The sequence below is a fragment of the Nakamurella panacisegetis genome (assembly GCF_900104535.1).
GTDB classification, from domain to species: Bacteria; Actinomycetota; Actinomycetes; order Mycobacteriales; family Nakamurellaceae; genus Nakamurella; species Nakamurella panacisegetis.
The window spans coordinates 3,562,623-3,580,610 of sequence record NZ_LT629710.1; the positions used below are offsets into that span (position 1 = coordinate 3,562,623).

The following is a 17,988-nucleotide window of genomic DNA, read 5'->3' on the forward strand; positions in this document are numbered from 1 at the left end:
CCGTTCGAAGGGGTAGTCAACGATGAGCTCGTTTCCTTCAATGCCGCGGGGCCGCCGCCGTCTTCTCGTTCTCGGTGCGGCTGCCGGTCTGGCGTTGGCCGGCTGCAGTTCCCTGACCCCGGGCAGCAGCGCCTCCAGCTCGAGTTCCTCGGCGACGGGAGCCGGCCCGGTCGTCTCGGCCGGCGCGTCCGCCACTGGTGCCCCGGTGGCTTCCGGGTCGGCCGGGGCCGGGGCCGGCAGCACGGTGAACACGGCGGTCCCGTCCGAGAAGGTCGAATTGAAGCTGGCCTTCACCGACAGCCCGGACATGACGAAGGAATTGATCGCGGCCTTCGAGAAGAAGTACCCCCAGGTCACCATCACCAGCCAGTACACCCAGTTCAACGACTACGTGAAGTCCTTGAAGCTCGCGATGAGCTCGGACAGCGCGCCTGACCTGGCGCAGTACAACGCGGCGTTCGACACGTTCGTCGCCGCCGGCCTGATCCGAGATCTGTCGGCCTACGAGACGGCCTATGGCTGGGACAAGACCTTTCCGAAGTCGGCCCTGGACGAGTTGCGAGTGGACCCGAGCGGCAAGATCCTCGGCACCGGTGCGCTGATCGCGGTACCCGGCGGCCTCTCCCTGGTGGGGCTGTACTACAACAAACAACTGCTGGCCAAGTCCGGGGTCTCGGCGCCGCCGGCCACTCTGACCGATCTGGAGGCTGACCTGGCGAAGGCGAAGGCGGCCGGCATCACTCCGATCTCGGTGGGTGCCTTGGACACCGGCGGATTGCACGTGTGGGCGTCCCTGATGAACGTCAGTACGGACGTCACGGCCCAGAAGAACTGGATCGACGGAAAGGCGGGCAGCAACATCGTCACGCCGGAGGCGGTCAAGGCCACGCAGACGTTCGCCGACTGGGCGAAAGCCGGGTACTTTCCGGCCGCGGCCAACGGAACCGGCGAGAACGACTCGGCCACGGCATTCTCCAAGGGAGCCAGCGTCTTCCACATCAACGGCAACTGGGCCGCCGCGCAACTGGACAAGGCGATGGGCGCCAACGTCGGGTTCGAGGTGATGCCTCCGGCCAAGGCCGGCGGACAGGCCGTCGGCAACGGCTTCAGCGTCTCCTATTCGATCTCGGCCAAGTCCAAGCACCCGGAGGCGGCGGCCGCCTTCCTGAACTTCCTGCAGAGCCCGGAGGCATCGGTGATCGAGGACAAGGGTGGATTCCTGCCGCCCAATGCCTCGGCCGCCCCGGCCGCGACCGGGGTGAAGGGCGACCTGAAGAAGGCCAACCAGGCGGTGGTGGCAGCCGACGGCCTGATCCCGTTCCCCGATTTCGCGGCGCCGGCGATGCTCGACTCGCTGGAGTCGGGCCTGCAGTCGGTGATCGCCGGGCGTATGCAGGCGCAGGACTTCCTGCAGTCGCTGCAAACGGTGTGGACCGCCTACCACGGTAAGTGACGTGACCTCCGCACCGCGTCCGCTGTCGGTGGCCGGCCGGGTTCCGCGCGACGCCGACGCCAGCACCAGGTCCTGGAAGGAGGCGCCCGCGGGGCGGTCGCGGCTGCGCGGACCGAGTTGGTCGGCGTTGCTGTACATCGCGCCGGCGTTCCTGCTCTACGGCCTGTTCGTGATCATCCCGGCGCTGCACACGGTCTACATCTCGCTCTTCACCTGGGACGGCGTGACGCTGGCGACCTGGGCCGGGCTGTCCAACTACGAGGCCGTCTTCACCAGCGACGCCCTCCGCGGGGCGGTCGAGCACGCATTCGTCCTCGTCCTGTTCTTCGCCGGCCTGCCGATCCTGCTCGGGCTCGCCCTGACCGCGGTGCTGGCCCGGTTCCGGCGGCCCGGGATGTCACTTTTCCGGGTGATCTTCTTCCTGCCCCAGATCGTGCCGCTGGTCGCCGTGGGCATCACGTGGCGCTGGATGTACACCCAGGACGGCGCGGTCAACCAGATCCTGCGCGCGATCGGGCTGGGTGGGATCACCCGGGCCTGGTTGGGTGATTTCGACCTGGCCCTGTTCGCGGTAGGTCTGATCGGCACCTGGGCGTTGTCGGGACTGTGCACGATGCTCTTCGTCAGCGGCGCTCAGAAGGTCGAGCCGAATCTGTACGAAGCGGCGCGGCTGGACGGGGCCGGTGCGCTCCGTGAGTTCCGGGCAGTCACCCTGCCTGCACTGCGCGGCGAGATCGCGGTGGCGCTCACCGTCACCACGATCGCCGCTCTGGCCAGCTTCGACATCATCTACGTGTCCACCAACGGCGCCCCCGGTGACACCACCACGGTGCCGGGGCTGCTGGTGTACCGGTTGGCCTTCACCGACGGCCAGGTCGGCCAGGCCTCCGCCCTCGCGGTCACCCTGACCGTCCTGATCCTGATCGTGGTACTCATCATCAACCGGCTGGTCTCCGTCCGGGACGACGAATGAAAGCGACCCGCACCGAATCCGTCGCGGGGTACGTACTGCTCATCGGCATGGCGCTGACCACGTTGCTGCCCTTCGTCAGCATCATCCTGGCCTCCTTCCAGCCGTCCGGAGCATTGGTGGCCGGGATCAGTTGGCCGTCGAGTTTTCGCCTCGACGCCTTCGCCGAGGCCTGGACCACGGCGGGCTTCGGGCACTTGTTGGTGAACAGCCTGATCATCGCAGTGGCGGTGGTGCCGATCTCGGTGCTGCTGTCGACCCTGGCCGGCTACGCCCTCGGAGTGCTGCGGGTGCCGGCCGGACGGGTCATCTTCTCGTTCTTCCTGGTCGGACTGACCCTCCCGGTCGAGTTGATCGTCATCCCGCTGTACTTCGACCTGCGCGGCATCGGCCTCACCGATTCCTACTGGGGGGTCATCGCATCGGAATCGGCGCTGTTCATGCCGTTCGGCGTGTTCTGGATGCGAACCCACTTCCGGGCGACCCCGAAGGAACTCATCGAGGCGGCCCAGTTGGACGGGGCGTCGCCACGCCGGATCCTGCAAAGCGTGCTGTTGCCGCTGGCCGGCCCATCGCTGTCGACGATGGCCGTGCTGTTCTTCATGTGGTCGTGGAACCAATTCCTGCTCGTGCTGATCCTGATTCAGGATCCCGACAAGCGCACGGCCCCGGCCGGTCTGGGCTTCTTCGTCGGTCAGTACTCCAGCAACGTCCCGGTGTTGTGCGCGGGCACCATCATCGTCCTGCTCCCGATCTTCCTGGTCTACATGGTGTTCCAGCGAAAGTTCATCGGCGGCATGCTGCAGGGCGCGCTGAAGGGTTGACCATTCCTCATTTCGCTCGGTCCCAGGCAGGAGTTCGGTGAATCGCACAACCGTCGGTGTGGTCGGTGCCGGTGGCATCGCGCATCCCCATCTGCAGGCCTGGGCCGACCTCGGGTACCAGGCCCTGGTCTTCTCCACCGACGGCAACGCGCCGGCCGTGGCCGCCCAGTACGGGGCCAGAGCCTGTCGGAGCCTTCAGGAGCTGATCGACGGGAGCGAGATCGTCGACGTCTGTGCACCGACGGCGGTGCACGACGAGCTCGTCCTGGCCGCGGCGGCCGCCGGTCGTCACGTGGTCTGCGAGAAGCCGTTGGCGCTGAGCCACTCTCGCGCGGTGGCCATGATCGAGGCGTGCCGATCGGCCGGCGTACAGCTCTATCCCGGGCAGGTGGTGCGGTTCTTCCCGGCCTACGCGGCCGCCCGCGAGTCGGTCCTGGCGGGCCGGATCGGCACACCGGCGGTACTGCGCTTCACCCGTCGCGGGGCGACCCCGGTGGCGCCCTGGTTCGCCGACCCGGCATTGTCCGGAGGTTTGATGGTCGACCAGATGATCCACGATTTCGACTTCGCCCGATGGATCGCCGGAGAGGTCGTGGCGGTGCAGGCGAAACAGTTGGGCGGCAACGGATCGCCCATCATCGGGTTGGTCGTGCTGACCCACGCCGACGGAGCGCTGAGCCACGTGCTGGGGGGATGGGGGCGCCCGAACGAACCGTTCCGAACGTCCTTCGCGCTGGCCGGTGCGGCCGGCCTGATCCGATACTCCAGTGCCGACCGCCCGAGCCTGAGGTTTGACGACCAGGAGCCGGGCCGGGGTGGCGGCGCGTTGCTGCCCGAGACCAACGGCGTCTCGCCGTACCGGACCGAACTGGCCGAGTTCGCGGCCGCCTTCGCCGGCGGCCCGGCGCCTCGGGTCAGTGCGGCCGACTCGCTGGCTGCCCTCGACATCGCCCTGGCCGCTACGGTATCCGTCCGGACCGGGGATCCGGTCGACCCGCGGGAGATGACCGCATGACGCCACTCCGGGTGGGATTGATGTCGCTGGCGCACGTTCACGCGGCCGGATACGCGCGCCTCCTCCGGCAGTGGCCGGGGGTGGAACTGCTGGTCGCCGATCCCGATGCCGGGTCAGCTCCGGCCGAGGAGCGGCGGGGGCGGGATCTGGCGGCTGAGCTCGGGGTTCCGATCGTGGACTCCTACGAGGAGTTGTTCGCGTGGGGGCCGGCGGCAGTGGTGGTCTGCGCGGAGACGTCCCGGCACCGCCCCCTGGTCGAACTGGCGGCCTCCCATGGTGTCTCGGTGTTGTGCGAGAAGCCCCTGGCCACCACCCCGGTCGATGCGCGAGCGATGATCGAGGCCTGCGCGCGCGCCGGGGTGGCTCTGATGACGGCCTATCCGGTGCGGTTCCACCCGGCCTGGATCGCTCTCCGCGAGGCCGTGGCCACCGGCGCGCTCGGCAAGATCGTCCTGGCCACCGGTACCAACAACGGGCAGGCCCCGATCGACAGTCGCCGGTGGTTCGTGGATCCGGAACTGGCCGGGGGTGGAGCGCTGATGGACCACACCGTGCATCTGGCCGACCTGCTGGACGACGTGCTGGGGAGTCAGGCGGTCGAGGTCTACGCGTGTGCCAACCGGATCATCCACGGCGATTCGGTCCCGGTGGAGACCGGAGGACTGGTGTTGGTGACCTACGCGAACGGGACGGTGGCCAGCATCGACTGCAGTTGGAGCGCTCCGCGCAGCTTTCCCGCATGGGGCGGCCTGACGCTGACCCTGGACGGCGAACGGTCCTCGGCCGGTTTCGATGCCTTCGCCGAACGCTTCGACCTGTTCGACGATCGCGCCGCCGGCCTGGCCTGGGTCGATTTCGGACCTGATCTGGACGCGCTGATGCTCGAGGAGTTCCTGTCGGCGGTGCGCTCGGGCCGTCCCGCCCAGCCGGACGGCGAGGTGGGCTACCGCACCCTGGAGATCGTGGCCGCCGCCCAGGAGTCGGTACGCACCGGCCGACCGGTCGCCCTGCCGCCGGCCGGCCGCACCTAGAGGGCGAGCACCCGCACCGGCGACCCGGCGGCGAACCGGGCGATGTCCTCGACGGCGTCGGCGTAGAAGATGCGGTACTGATCGTCGACCACGTATCCCAGGTGGGGGGTCATCACCACGCTGGGCAGGGTCCGGAACGGATGATCGACCGGCAGCGGCTCGATGTCGAAGACGTCCAGCGCAGCGCCGCGAATGGCATTGCGCCGCAACACATCCAGCAGAGCCGGCTCGTCGACGATGGGGCCGCGCGACGTATTGACCAGGATCGCCGACGGTTTCATCAAGGCGAGCTCGCCCGCACCGAACAAGCCCCGGCTGCGGGCGCTGAGCACCAGGTGGATCGAGAGCACGTCCGAGTCGGTCAGCAGCTGCTCCTTGCTCACGGCGGCCACACCGACCTCGGCCGCACGCTCGACGGTGAGGTGCTGGCTCCAGGCGATGACGTTCATCCCGAAGGCCAGGCCGACCCGGGCCACGGCACTCCCGAGCCGGCCGAGACCGGCGAGGCCAAGGGTGTGGCCGGCCAGGCCCATGCCGACCGTCTGTTGCCAGCCGCCGGCGGCCACGGCCGCGAACTCGGTGGGCAACCGGCGCGCCGCGGCCAGGATCAGGGCCCAGGTGTGTTCGGCCGCCGGACTCGGTAGGTACCCGGTCGCACAGACCGTGATGCCCAGCGCCGCAGTGGCTTTCAGGTCGATCGAGGCGTTGCGCGCTCCGGTCGTGACGAGCAGTCGCAACCGGGGGAGCTGCCGCAGCACGGTCGCCGGGAACGGCGTTCGTTCTCGCATGGCCACGATCACGTCGAACTCACCCAGGGCCGCCGGAAGGTCGGACTGGGCGATGGGCCGGTCGAAGAAGGTCACGTCGGCGTCGAGACCCGCCCAGTCGGCGAACCGGGCGGCCACCTGCTGGTAGTCGTCCAGGACGGCCACCCGCGAGCGTGGCGGCCGGTCAGCCGGCATCGAGCGCCGCCCGGACGATGCTGATGGCTTCCTCGTCCTTCAATCCGAGACTGCGAACCGTGGCGGCGAAGTCGCGGGCGGCTGCGGCGGCCCGCTCACGGCCGGTGTCACCCGCTCCGCTGACCGTGGTGCCGGCCCGGCCGCGGGTGTGCACCAGACCGGCGTGCTCGAGCTCGCCGAAGGCGCGAGCCACGGTGTTGGCGGCCAGGCCGAGTTGCGTGGCCAGGGCACGGACCGTGGGCAGCTTGGCGCCGACCGGCAGCTGACCGGATTGGATCTGGGCCGCGATCTGGGAGCGCACCTGCTCGAACGGCGGGACGGATGACGCGGCATCGATGGCGATCTTGGGCATGCCCGCCATTGTGGGTCACCGGCGCCGATTCGGCTCGGTCTGGGTGGCGTCACCGCACGGTCAGATGGTCAGCCACAGGGCGGTGGCAGCCGGCACGACACCCTCATCGGCGGCGGAACTGGCCAACGTGACGGCGGCCCGGATCAACTCGGTCGGCAGCGCGACGGGGGCGTCGGTGAAGTTGATGACGCAGGCGAAGTCGGCTCCGCGCCGGAAGGCCAGGACGCCCTCGGCCGTCTCCAGCCAGCGCAGGTCGCCCTCCCCCAGAGCCGGGTTGCGCCGGCGCTGCGCAAGGGCGGTCCGGTAGAACCACAGGCTGGAACCGGGATCGGCTTCCTCCGCCTCAGCTGTCTCGGCGGCCCAGTCCGCGGGCTGGGGCAGCCACGGTGTGCCGGTCGGGCCGAACCCGAACGGGGCAGAGGCTCCGGACCACGGCAGCGGCACGCGGCAGCCGTCGCGGCCGAGACGTTCCCCGTTGGTCTGCTCGAAGATCGGGTCCTGACGTAGCTCCGCGGGAATGTCCAGAACTTCCTCCAACCCGAGTTCCTCGCCCTGGTAGATGTACGCCCCGCCCGGCAACGCCAACATCAGCGCGGTGGCCGCGCGGGCCCGGCGCCGACCGAGATCACCGCCGCCGTAACGGGTGACGTGCCGCACCACGTCGTGGTTGGACAGCACCCAGGTGGCCGGTGCTCCGACGTCGCGCAACTCGCCCAGGGTCTGGTCGATCACCTTCCGGGTGGCCGCCGCGTCCCAGCCGGCCTGCAGGTAGTTGAAGTTGAACGCGGTGTGCAGTTCGTCCGGCCGCAGGTACTGGGCGAATCGGTCGGGATTCGGAACCCAGGCCTCGGCGACGAAGATCCGGTCGTCGCCGTACTCGTCGATCACCTCGCGCCAGCCGCGGTAGACGTCGTGCACCTCGTCGCGGTCCCAGAACGGGTGATCCCCGTTGCTGGCCGCCGTCAGGAGATAGCCGTTGTCCGAGATGTCCGTCAAGGCCGGATCTTTCGCCAGACCGTGGGCCACGTCGATCCGGAAGCCGTCGACTCCGAGGTCCAGCCAGAACCGCAGGATGCTCTGGAACTCGGCGACCACCTCGGGGTTGGTCCAATCCAGATCGGGCTGCTCCGGCGCGAAGAGGTGCAGGTACCACGAACCGTCGGGCACGCGCGTCCAGGCCGGGCCACCGAAGTTGGACGTCCAGTTGTTCGGCGGCAGCTCACCGGTCGGTCCGCGGCCCTCCCGGAAGATGTAGCGGGCGCGCTCGGCGCTGCCGGGAGGGGCGGCCAGCGCAGCCTGGAACCAGACATGCTGGTCCGAGGTGTGGTTGGGCACCAGATCGACCACGATCCGGAGGTGGTGCTCGTGCGTCTCCCTGATCAGGGCGCGGGCGTCGTCCAGGGTGCCGAAGGACGGGTCGACATCTCGGTAGTCGGACACGTCGTAGCCCGCGTCGGCTTGCGGGGACGCGTAGAACGGGCTCAGCCAGAGCGCGTCGACCCCGAGCGCGGCCAGGTACGGGAGCCGGGACCGGACGCCGTTGAGATCGCCCATCCCGTCGCCGTTCGCGTCGGCGAAGCTGCGGGGATAGATCTGGTAGATCACCGCGGAGCGCCACCACGGGGCGGTCTTGGCCGGGGTGGCGGTCGGGTCCAGCTGCGCGGTGGTCACGGCGATCCTCGGATTCGAAGCGGTCGAACGATGCGGTCGGATCATTCAAGCGTTTGATGCACTCCTCGTCAAACCGGTTGTCAAATGCGATATTCATGGCGGTTTCGGTCTGAATCGCGATCCCGATCGCCTGGTTAACCATTAACCATGTTCGGTACGGTGTCGGTATGCCCCGTCACGTTGCGCGTCCCTCATTGGCCACGGTGGCGGTCCGCGTCGGGGTGTCGACGGCCACCGTTTCGAACTCGTTCAACCGGCCCGAGAAGGTGTCGGACACGGTCCGGTCCAAGGTGCTGGCCGAGGCCGCTCGGCAGGGGTACGCCGGCCCCGATCCGGCCGCCCGTCAACTCAGCCGCGGGGGCCGCACCGACACCCTGGGTCTGCTGCTCACCGAGGAACTTCCGCTGGCCTTCACCGATCCGGCCGCGGTGGCGTTCCTGCAGGGGCTGGCGGCGAGTTGCCAGGGAGCAGGGCAGAACCTGCTCCTGATCTCGGCCACATCGAACTCAGACGCCTCAGACGCCGTCCGCGCCGCCGTGGTCGACGGGTTCGTCGTCTATGCCGTCCGCGCCGACGACCCACACCTGCAGCGCATCCTCGACCGCCGGCTGCCGACGGTTCTGGTCGACACGCCGGCGCCGACCGATGCCGTCGACTGGGTCGGACCCGACGACCGCGCCGGCGCGCGGGAACTGGCCGAGGTGCTGATCGAGCAGGGTCACCGCCGGATCGGCGCGATCACGGCCGGCCTGCGCGGGGCCCGCTATTCCGGACCGGCGGAACACCGGAGCAGCGCCGACCTGCCGGCGTCGATCCATGGGAGCCGTATCCAGGGGCTTCGCGACGCGCTCGGCGCCGCCGGCCTGGACGACCTGCCCATCGAGGAACGTCCCGAGAACACTCACGCGGCCGGAGCCGACGCACTCCACGCGCTGATGGACCGCCGGCCCGACCTGACGGCCGTGTGCGTGCTGATGGATGTCATGGCCATCGGCGCGTTGGCGGCGGCCCGGGACCGCGGTCTCGACATTCCCGGCGATCTCACCGTCACCGGCTATGACGACATCCCCCAGGCGGCGGCGGCCGGGCTGACCACGGTCAGTCAGCCGCTGACCGACAAAGGCCGGATAGCCGGCGAGTTGTACCTGAGCCGTCGGGCCGGCGGTCCGTCGCGGCGCCGCGTCCTGCCGACCCACGTGAAGGTGCGTTCCAGCAGCGGGCCCCCGCGGTGCTGAGCACCGGCCCGGCGGGCGGTCGCAGGGCCACCCGGCCCAGTACCTATGGTGGGAGGCACCCGGGTGCCACGGTCCGGGAGCGAAGGAGCAGCAGGTGTCGACGACGAAGTCAGAACCGTTGAAGGTCGGCGTGATCGGTCTGGGGTGGGCGGGCCAGCAGCACCTGGCGGCCTACCAGCAGATCGACGGGGTCGAGGTGGTCGGTCTCGCCGGCAAGGAGACCGACCTGCTGGCCGAACTCGGAGCCAAGCACGGGGTGCAGGGGCGGTTCGACAGCTGGGAGGAGATGCTCGGACTCGACCTGGACGCGGTCAGTGTGGCCGTCCCGACGTTCCTGCACGCCCCTATCGCGATCGCCGCCCTGGACAAGGGCATTCACGTGCTCAGCGAGAAGCCCATCGCCCGGAACGGGGACGAGGCCAGGGCCATGGTCGACGCCGCCCGGCGGGCCGGGCGCGTCCTCGACGTCGCATTCAACCACCGTCGTCGAGGCGACATCGGCGCCCTCAAGCAGATCATCACGGCCGGCGAGCTCGGCCGCCCCTACTACGCCAAGGCCTCCTGGCTGCGCCGGGCCGGGATCCCGGGGCTGAATAGCTGGTTCACCAGCCGGGAACTGGCCGGTGGGGGCCCATTGGCCGACATCGGCGTGCACGTGCTGGACTTCGCCCTGTACCTGCTCGGCGAGCCGAAGGTGCTTGCCGTATCGGCGGTGACGTACGCCGAGCTCGGTCCCAGAGGCCGCGGCGGCTCCGGTCGCACGGCCGCCGACGCGACCGTGTCGCCCTTCGAGGTCGAGGACTTCGCGTCGGCGTTCCTGCGACTGGAAGGGGGCGCGACGTTGTTGATCGAGGCGGGTTGGGCAGGCTACCGCAGCCCGAAGGATCTGATGGACTTCACCGTGTACGGCACCGACGGGGGAGCCGAACTGCGGATCGAGGGCGCGTCCTTCACCCCGGTCGGGACCTTATCGGTGTTCACCGAGTCCGAGGGCCGCAACGCCGACCGTGTGGTCGCGGCCGAGCCGGGCCGGGCGCACCAGCAAGTGGTCGAGGACTTCGTGGAAGTGATCCGGTCCGGACCGGCGGCGTGGGCCCGGCACGACGGTTCTCTGGCCCTGATGCGGGCCGAGATCATCGACGCCGCTTACCTTTCCGCTACCCAGAACCGGGAGATCCAACTGTGAGTCGACCATTGCAGGTGACCGTCTGGAACGAAGCCGTCCACGAGGCTTCCGGCCGCCCGGCCAGCATGGCCACCGACTACCCGGACGGCATCCACGGTGCCATCGCCGATGGTCTGCGCGAACTGCTGCCGCAGGCCCAGGTGCGGACCGCGGTCCTGGCCGATCCCGAGCACGGCCTGACCGAGGAGGTCCTGGCCGGCACCGATGTGTTGCTCTGGTGGGGACATGTCGCCCACGACCAGGTGTCCGACGAGGTGGTGGAACGGGTGCACCGTCACGTGCTGGGCGGCATGGGGTTGCTCGTCCTGCACTCGGGGCACTTCTCCAAGATCTTCATCAAACTGCTCGGCAGCACCTGCTCGCTCATGTGGCGCAACGAGGCCGAGCGGGAACTGGTGTGGACGGTCAACCCCACCCACCCCATCGCGGCCGGTTTGCCTCACCCGATCGTCATCCCGCACCAGGAGATGTACGGCGAACTGTTCGACATCCCCGAGCCCGACGATCTGATCTTCATCAGCTCCTTCGCCGGGGGCGAAGTGTTCCGATCCGGAGTGACGTTCCACCGCGGACGGGGTCGGATCTTCTACTTCTCACCCGGCGATCAGGAGTACCCGGTGTACCAGCAGCCGGAGATCCGTCGCGTACTCGCCAACGGGGTGGAATGGGCCGCTCAGCCGGACGTCCCCCGGGTCGCCCCGGCCGTCGATCACCCGCCGCGGGAATGGTTCGCCTGAGTAGCCCGGGGCGGTAACTCCGGCCGCCCCCGCTCCGTGAGATGGTTCGCCGAGGGGAAATACCGACCACACGGGTTTCGCCGCGGCACCTGACGGTGGCCGCGGCCCCGAAGAAGGAGGCGCGCCATGTGCCCAGAGGCACCCGTTGCGCCGAGCTCCGCCGGCGGACTGGAGGTCACCGGAACGACCCAGCACGATGCTTGGTGGGCCAAGGGATGGCCGCCGGTCGAACTGGTGCGGCCCGGGGTGTGGTCGGTGCCGGTCCCGGTTCCGGACAATCCGATCCGATACACCTTGTGCTACCTGTTGTTCGGTGACCGCGAACTGGTGGTGGTCGATCCCGGTTGGGACACCGACGCGGCCTGGGCGGCGCTCGAGGCCGGCGTCACCACGGCCGGGGCGTCGATCGGAGCCATCACCGGGGTCGTGATCACCCACGCGCACCCCGATCACCACGGCATCACCGCGAGACTGGCCGCGGCGTCCGGCGCCTGGATCGGGATGCACCCGGCCGAGCGGGACTCCCTGCCCACCCATGCTTACCCGGCCGGCACCGTCGCGGCCAGCGACGCGCGCTGGATCTCCGAACAGGGCGTGCCCGACGAGCTCGCCGATGCGCTGCGGATGTCCGAGGGCGGCATCGACACCTTCCGGGCCATGGCCGAGCCGACGGTACTCATCTCCGACGGAGATCGGATTGCGCTGGCCGGACGGGAGATCCGAGCCGTCTTCACGCCCGGCCACACGCCGGGGCATCTCTGCCTGCACGACGTGGACAACGACCTGCTGCTGACCGGCGACCACATCCTGCCCCGGATCAGTCCCAACGTGGGTTTGCAGCCGCACTCCGCCGCCCCGCCCCTCGGCCCGTACCTGAACTCGCTACGGCGACTTCTCGGCTACGACAGCGCCGAAGTGCTGCCCGCGCACGAATGGCGCTTCCGGGGCGCGCGGCGGCGGATCGAGCAGTTGCTGGCCCACCACGAGGACCGGTGCGAGGAGATCCTCACCGTCATGGCCGATCTCGGGCCGTGCACGTCCTGGCAGGTCACCGAGCGGCTGAGCTGGTCGCGAGGGTGGGTCAACGTGACGGGATTCCAGCGCCGCGCCGCACTGGCCGAGACGATCGCTCACCTGGCCTATCTGTTCCAGATGGCACGGATCGACCGGGCCGTCCCGGACGACGACGACCTCGCCGGCGGGGCGGCCACCGTCTATACGGCGCGCGGCTGACGAGCGGCGTCAGCCAACGGTGACGGTGACCGGAGCGGCGGTGGCGTCCCGGAGCATCTGTTCGCTGACCCCAGGTGCCAGCTCGACCAACTCGAAGTGGTCGCCGGCGACGTCCAGGACACCGAGGTCGGTGATCACCCGATCGACGACACCCTGGCCGGTCAGCGGAAGAGCGCACTGGGTCAGGAGTTTCGGCGCGCCCTTGGCCGTGTGATCCATCAGCACGATGACCTTTTTCGCCCCGTGCACGAGGTCCATGGCCCCGCCCATGCCCTTCACCATCTTGCCCGGGATCATCCAGTTGGCCAGGTCGCCGGAGGTCGAGACCTCCATCCCGCCGAGGACGGCCACGTCGATGTGACCGCCCCGGATCATCGCGAAACTGGTCGCCGAGTCGAAGTAGGAAGCACCCGGCAGCACCGTCACGGTCTCCTTGCCGGCGTTGATCAGATCAGGATCGACATCCGTGTCGAGCGGGTACGGGCCAACCCCGAGGATGCCGTTCTCCGAGTGCAGGTTCAGCTCGACGCCGGCCGGCAGGTGGTTCGGGATCAGGGTCGGCAGCCCGATGCCCAGGTTGACGTACTGACCGTCGGACAGTTCGCGGGCGGCGCGGGCGGCCATCTGCTCGTGGGTCCAGGACATCAGGATTCCCCCTGCGCGTCGTCGCCCCTGCGGACGGTTCGCTTCTCGACCTGTTTGGCCGCCGCTTGTTCGGGCGTCAGGGCGACCACCCGCTGCACGAAGATCCCGGGCAGGTGGACGTCGTCCGGATCGATCGCTCCGATCGGCACGATCCGCTCGGCCTCCAGCACGGTGACCCCACCGGCCATCGCGATCGGAACGTTGAAGTTGCGGGCCGCGGAGTGGAACCGTGCGTTCCCGGCGGCGTCGGCCACGGCCGCCCGGACCAGGGCGAAATCGGTCCGGATCCCCTCTTCGAGGACCATGGGTCGACCGGCGAACTCCCTGACCTCTTTGGCCGGTGAGCTCTCGGCGATCGTGCCGTCGACGTGGTAACGCCAGGGGAGTCCACCGAGCGCGACCTGCGTGCCCACCCCGGTGGGGGTGTAGAACGCGCCGATTCCGGAACCGCCTGCGCGCAGCCGTTCGGCCAGGGTGCCCTGCGGGGTCAACTCGACGTGCAACTCGCCGGCCAGGTACTGGCGGGCGAACTCCCGGTTCTCGCCCACGTACGAGGCGATCACTCGCTCGATCTGGCGGGCCTCCAGCAGTCGACCCAAACCGGCCCCGTCGACGCCGCAGTTGTTGGACACCACGGTCAGTCGGGCCGTGCCCCTGGCCCGAACCGCGTCGATCAGGACCCACGGAATGCCGGCCAGGCCGAACCCCCCGACGCCCAAGGAGGCGCCGTCAGGAATGTCGGCGACCGCATCGGCGGTGCTCGCGGCCAACTTGTTCATGTCTGCCTTCCGGTCGACGCCAGGCGAGATGGTTCGCCTAGCATGCCCTGCGCTGCTGGTGCCGGCTCGGGCGGGTGCGCGGCCGCGCCGGTTCCCGGCCTCGTCAGGAACGGGCCCCGCCACAACGTCATCACCGGGCGAGGCGAGTGAACCTCCAGGGTCGGCGGGGCCGGGCGGACCGCGCGGCTCCTCGGCCGCCTGCCCGGTCCGCCCTGACGCGCAGCTTCGACCAGATGCTCAGTCCTGCGTGGAGAAGGCAGCGTCGAAAGATGTCGCCGGCGGCGGGAAGAGCTGCGATCGGACGTACTCGATCGCCTCCGGGGCACCGTGGAGGCGGTCCATGCCGGCATCCTCCCACTCGATCGAGATGGGTCCTTCGTAGCCGATCGTGGTCAGCATGCGGAAGCAGTCCTCCCAGTCGACGTCCCCGCGTCCGGTGGAGACGAAGTCCCAGCGGCGGCGCGGGTCGGCCCAGGGAAGGTGCGAGCCGAGGATGCCACGCCGCCCGTCGGGCGTGCGGACCTTCGTGTCCTTGCAGTCGACGTGGTAGATGCGGTCCTTGAAGTCCCAGATGAACTGGACGGGGTCGATGCCCTGCCACACCATGTGGGAGGGGTCCCAGTTGAGGCCGAAGGCCTCGCGGTGGCCGATGGCCTCCAACGCCCGCTGCGTTGAGTAGTAGTCGTAGGCGATCTCGGACGGGTGTACCTCGTGGGCGAAGCGCACGCCGACCTCGTCGAAGACGTCCAGGATCGGGTTCCAGCGGTCCGCGAAGTCCTGGTAGCCGGCATCGATCATGGCCGACGAGGCCGGCGGGAACATCGCGATGTACTTCCAGATCGAGGAACCGGTGAATCCGATGACGGTCTTCACGCCGAGGCGGGCCGCGGTGCGGGCGCTGTTCTTCACCGCTTCGGCGGCGCGCTGCCGCACACCCTCCGGGTCTCCGTCGCCCCAGACCCCTCTGGACAGGATGCCCTGGTGGCGTTGGTCGATCGGGTCGTCGCAGACGGCCTGACCCTGCAGGTGTACCGAGATGGCGTAGACCTTGAGGTTGTACCGATCGAGGATCTCGTGCCGGGATGCGATGTAGTCGTCGTCGACCGCGCCCCGTTCGACGTCGAGATGGTCGCCGGAGCAGGCGATCTCGAGACCGTCGTAACCCCACTCGGACGCCAGTCGGGCCACCTCCTCGAACGGAAGATCGGCCCACTGCCCGGTGAAAAGAGTGATCGGATGTGTGCTCATGGCCCGCGACCTTACTCCGCACGGTGATCGGCCCCGAAGGAAGGCGGCCTGGCCGTGGGTCGGCGGTTGGCGTCGGCGGTCGGCGGTCGGCGTGGGCGTGGGCGTGGGCGTTCGGCGGTCGGCGGTGGACGGTTCGCCTCGGCGGTCGGCGTGGGCGGTTGTCGTCGGCGTCGCCGGAACGGGCGGGGTCTGCAGTTGGCGTCTGCGTCGCCGGCACGGGCGGGGTCTGCGGTTGGCGTCTGCGTCGCCGGCACGGGCGGGGTTACTCGCCCGGCCCGGGTACTCGTAATACCTGCGAGTACCCGTCATGGTCCCGACGGTATGACAAGTGGACTCGCAGCATTACGAGTCACCCGCTGCCCCGCAGGGCGGTATGACGCGCGCGCACGCGGCATTACGAGCGGTCCGCCGGTCCGCCGGTCCGCGACACGCCGAGCTGGGGTCCCTGCCGAGCGGCCGAACCCGAGGCGCGGCTCGACCGGCACGTGACACCATTGACCGGTGGACCAAATGACGCTGCGTAGTGCCGACCAGGCGAGTCCGCTGCCCCGTCGGCGACCGGCGTCGCATACGGCCCGCACGATCCTTTGCGCCGGGCAAGCCGAGCGGACCGGTCGCACCGGGTGTCCCGGGCAAGCCTGGTGCACCGGGCAAGCCGGGCGCGCACGGCAAGCCGGAACCGGGACCGGGCGTCCCGGGCAAATCGGAAGCGGGACACCGTGAAGACCAGCGCGGCGCTGCTCCTCCACCGCATCCGGGAGGATGGCGAACCGGAGCTACTGCTGGCTCACATGGGCGGACCTTTCTGGGCGAAGAAGGACGCGGCCGGCTGGACGATTCCCAAGGGCGAGTTCGAGCCGGGCGCGGACCCGCGGGAGGCGGCGATCCGCGAGTTCACCGAGGAGATGGGCCGCCCGCCGCCGGAGGGGGACGATGTGCTGCTGGGTACCTTGCGTCAGTCGTCCGCGAAGTCGGTGACGATCTTCGCCCGGGCCGGGAATTTCGACGCCGATCACATCGCCAGCAACATGACCGAGATCGAATGGCCACCCCGTTCGGGCCGCCGGCTGGAGATCCCGGAGGTGGACCGGGCCCGGTGGTGCACCCTCGACGAGGCAGCTCGCCTGCTGATCAGGGGACAGGTGCCCGTCATCGACCTTCTGCGGCAAGAGCTTTCTCGCTGACCCCATTGACCGGTTGGCCGAAATGGTGGCTTGCCGGAGAAAAGTAGGCCGGTCTACCGTGACCGGCGGGAGATGCTGTCGGTGGTGCTCCAGATCGCGGTCGTCACCGTCAACCGGCAAAGTGCATCAGCGGGAGCATCATGGCCATCGACAGCACGCGGCGGACATTCGGCGTGCACCCGGCGGTGGTGGTGGCCGCGGTGGCCTTCGTCGCGTTGCTGGGTGCGGCCGGTTTCCGGGCCGCGCCGAGTGTGCTGATGATTCCGTTGAAGAAGGAATTCGGCTGGTCGACCGGCATCATCTCGCTGGCGGTGGGGGTCAACCTGGTGCTCTTCGGCCTGACGGCGCCATTCGCGGCTGCGTTGATGGAGCGGTTCGGCATCCGGCGGGTCGTCTCCTCCGCTCTCGTGCTGGTGGCTGCCGGCAGCGGCCTGACCGTGTTCGTCCGGCATCAGTGGGAACTGCTGCTCACCTGGGGTGTACTGATCGGCCTGGGCACGGGCTCGATGGCGTTGGTGTTCGCCGGGACGGTCGCCTCGCGCTGGTTCGTGAAACGGCGGGGCCTGGTGATGGGGGTGCTGACCGCGGGGAGCGCCACCGGTCAGCTGATCTTCCTGCCGATCCTGGCCGCCGTCACGGTCAACGGCAGCTGGCGGCTCGCCTCGTTGATCATCGCCGGGGCCGCGCTCGCCGTCGTTCCGTTGGTGCTGTTGTTCCTGCACAACCACCCGGCCGACCGCAATATCACCCCGTACGGGGCGCCGGCCGACGAGCCGGTCGGTGTGCGGCCGCTGTCGGCGAGAGGCTCGGCCCGGCGCGCCATCTCCGTGTTCCGGATGGCTTCGCACCACCGGACGTTCTGGGCCCTGATGGCCGGCTTCGCCATCTGTGGGGCCACCACCAATGGTCTGATCGGCACCCACTTCATCCCGGCCGCGCACGACCATGGCCTGTCCGAGACGACGTCGGCCAATCTCCTGGCCGTGGTCGGGATCTTCGACATCGTCGGCACCATCGGCTCCGGCTACCTCACCGACCGGGTCAACCCGCGGGTCCTGCTGGCGCTGTACTACGGATTCCGGGGCGTCGGACTGATGATGCTGCCCGGTCTGCTGTCCGACGCCATACATCCGAGCATCGTCGCGTTCGTGATCGTCTACGGTCTGGACTGGGTGGCCACCGTTCCGCCGACCGCGGCGCTGTGCCGGCAAGCGTTCGGCGACGACGGCAACATCGTCTTCGGATGGGTGTTCGCCTCGCACCAGATCGGCGCCGCCGCGATCTCGGTGGCCGCGGGCGTGATCCGTGACCAGACCGGGGCGTACACCATCGCCTGGTTCGGCGCGGCTGGGATGTGCCTGGTGGCGGCGCTGGTGTCCTTCCAGATCCGCAAGCTCCCGGCGGCGATCAACCGGCCGGAGAACGAACCGACGACCGCCTGACGGGCGTACCCGGGACGGGCG

At 69.3% G+C, this 17,988-nt stretch carries 17 protein-coding genes; 11 read left to right on the forward strand and 6 right to left on the reverse strand.

The genetic code is table 11. The features are described 5' to 3' along the window. Positions 1-22: 22 nt before the first annotated feature. From BLS97_RS15965 to BLS97_RS15985, 5 genes are read left to right on the forward strand one after another with little or no spacing between them, the layout of a single operon-like run. The gene (locus BLS97_RS15965; protein ID WP_090477503.1) at positions 23-1,453 is read left to right on the forward strand and encodes an ABC transporter substrate-binding protein; all 1,431 of its coding nucleotides are present in this window, start codon (positions 23-25) and stop codon (positions 1,451-1,453) included. A 1-nt stretch (position 1,454) separates the two neighbouring features. After that, positions 1,455-2,426, forward strand: a complete 972-nt coding sequence (locus BLS97_RS15970; protein ID WP_197676211.1) for a carbohydrate ABC transporter permease — start codon at positions 1,455-1,457, stop codon at positions 2,424-2,426. Next, a complete protein-coding gene (locus BLS97_RS15975; RefSeq protein ID WP_090477505.1) occupies positions 2,423-3,247 on the forward strand; it encodes a carbohydrate ABC transporter permease in 825 nt (274 codons plus the stop codon). Before BLS97_RS15970 ends, BLS97_RS15975 begins: the two co-directional genes overlap by 4 nt. 37 nt (positions 3,248-3,284) lie before the next feature. After that, a complete protein-coding gene (locus tag BLS97_RS15980; protein WP_090477508.1) occupies positions 3,285-4,262 on the forward strand; it encodes a Gfo/Idh/MocA family protein in 978 nt (325 codons plus the stop codon). Continuing rightward, positions 4,259-5,293 carry a Gfo/Idh/MocA family protein gene (locus BLS97_RS15985; RefSeq protein WP_090477510.1) on the forward strand — a complete coding sequence of 345 codons (1,035 nt, stop codon included), beginning with the start codon at positions 4,259-4,261 and terminating at the stop codon, positions 5,291-5,293. Before BLS97_RS15980 ends, BLS97_RS15985 begins: the two co-directional genes overlap by 4 nt. Here BLS97_RS15985 and BLS97_RS15990 read toward each other — a convergent pair. From BLS97_RS15990 to BLS97_RS16000, 3 genes are read right to left on the reverse strand one after another with little or no spacing between them, the layout of a single operon-like run. Continuing rightward, positions 5,290-6,255 carry a D-2-hydroxyacid dehydrogenase family protein gene (locus tag BLS97_RS15990; RefSeq protein ID WP_090477512.1) on the reverse strand — a complete coding sequence of 322 codons (966 nt, stop codon included), beginning with the start codon at positions 6,253-6,255 and terminating at the stop codon, positions 5,290-5,292. The two genes, BLS97_RS15985 and BLS97_RS15990, sit on opposite strands and share 4 nt — an antisense overlap. Beyond that, positions 6,245-6,616 (reverse strand): GntR family transcriptional regulator, encoded by a 372-nt coding sequence (locus BLS97_RS15995; protein WP_197676212.1) that lies wholly within the window; start codon positions 6,614-6,616, stop codon positions 6,245-6,247. The genes BLS97_RS15990 and BLS97_RS15995 overlap by 11 nt, the downstream gene beginning before the upstream one ends. A gap of 51 nt (positions 6,617-6,667) precedes the next feature. After that, positions 6,668-8,323, reverse strand: a complete 1,656-nt coding sequence (locus BLS97_RS16000) for a glycoside hydrolase family 13 protein (RefSeq protein WP_090477514.1) — start codon at positions 8,321-8,323, stop codon at positions 6,668-6,670. 122 nt (positions 8,324-8,445) lie between these two features. Here BLS97_RS16000 and BLS97_RS16005 point away from each other — a divergent pair, with 122 nt between their 5' ends. The 4 genes from BLS97_RS16005 (at position 8,446) to BLS97_RS16020 (ending at position 12,669) form a co-directional block, all read left to right on the forward strand. Beyond that, the gene (locus tag BLS97_RS16005) at positions 8,446-9,513 is read left to right on the forward strand and encodes a LacI family DNA-binding transcriptional regulator (protein ID WP_090477516.1); all 1,068 of its coding nucleotides are present in this window, start codon (positions 8,446-8,448) and stop codon (positions 9,511-9,513) included. 94 nt (positions 9,514-9,607) lie between these two features. Continuing rightward, the gene (locus BLS97_RS16010; RefSeq protein WP_090477518.1) at positions 9,608-10,699 is read left to right on the forward strand and encodes a Gfo/Idh/MocA family protein; all 1,092 of its coding nucleotides are present in this window, start codon (positions 9,608-9,610) and stop codon (positions 10,697-10,699) included. A 65-nt stretch (positions 10,700-10,764) separates the two neighbouring features. Next, on the forward strand, positions 10,765-11,436 hold the full coding sequence (locus tag BLS97_RS16015; protein WP_090482379.1) for a ThuA domain-containing protein: 672 nt from the start codon (positions 10,765-10,767) through the stop codon (positions 11,434-11,436). 126 nt (positions 11,437-11,562) lie between these two features. Beyond that, on the forward strand, positions 11,563-12,669 hold the full coding sequence (locus BLS97_RS16020) for an MBL fold metallo-hydrolase (RefSeq protein ID WP_197676214.1): 1,107 nt from the start codon (positions 11,563-11,565) through the stop codon (positions 12,667-12,669). A gap of 9 nt (positions 12,670-12,678) precedes the next feature. Here BLS97_RS16020 and BLS97_RS16025 read toward each other — a convergent pair whose 3' ends face one another. The 3 genes from BLS97_RS16025 to BLS97_RS16035 all read right to left on the reverse strand — a co-directional run bounded on the left by BLS97_RS16025 (position 12,679) and on the right by BLS97_RS16035 (position 15,341). Next, positions 12,679-13,314 (reverse strand): 3-oxoacid CoA-transferase subunit B, encoded by a 636-nt coding sequence (locus tag BLS97_RS16025; protein ID WP_090477520.1) that lies wholly within the window; start codon positions 13,312-13,314, stop codon positions 12,679-12,681. Continuing rightward, the gene (locus tag BLS97_RS16030) at positions 13,314-14,093 is read right to left on the reverse strand and encodes a CoA transferase subunit A (protein ID WP_090477522.1); all 780 of its coding nucleotides are present in this window, start codon (positions 14,091-14,093) and stop codon (positions 13,314-13,316) included. The genes BLS97_RS16025 and BLS97_RS16030 overlap by 1 nt, the downstream gene beginning before the upstream one ends. Positions 14,094-14,330: 237 nt before the next feature. Next, entirely contained in the window at positions 14,331-15,341 is a 1,011-nt protein-coding gene (locus BLS97_RS16035) for a sugar phosphate isomerase/epimerase family protein (RefSeq protein ID WP_090477524.1), read from the reverse strand. Between the two features lie 719 nt (positions 15,342-16,060). On the opposite strand from BLS97_RS16035, the gene BLS97_RS16040 reads away from it, so the two are divergent. Then, entirely contained in the window at positions 16,061-16,525 is a 465-nt protein-coding gene (locus BLS97_RS16040) for an NUDIX domain-containing protein (protein WP_090477526.1), read from the forward strand. A gap of 140 nt (positions 16,526-16,665) precedes the next feature. Continuing rightward, the gene (locus BLS97_RS16045) at positions 16,666-17,967 is read left to right on the forward strand and encodes an MFS transporter (protein WP_090477528.1); all 1,302 of its coding nucleotides are present in this window, start codon (positions 16,666-16,668) and stop codon (positions 17,965-17,967) included. Positions 17,968-17,988 lie beyond the last annotated feature (21 nt).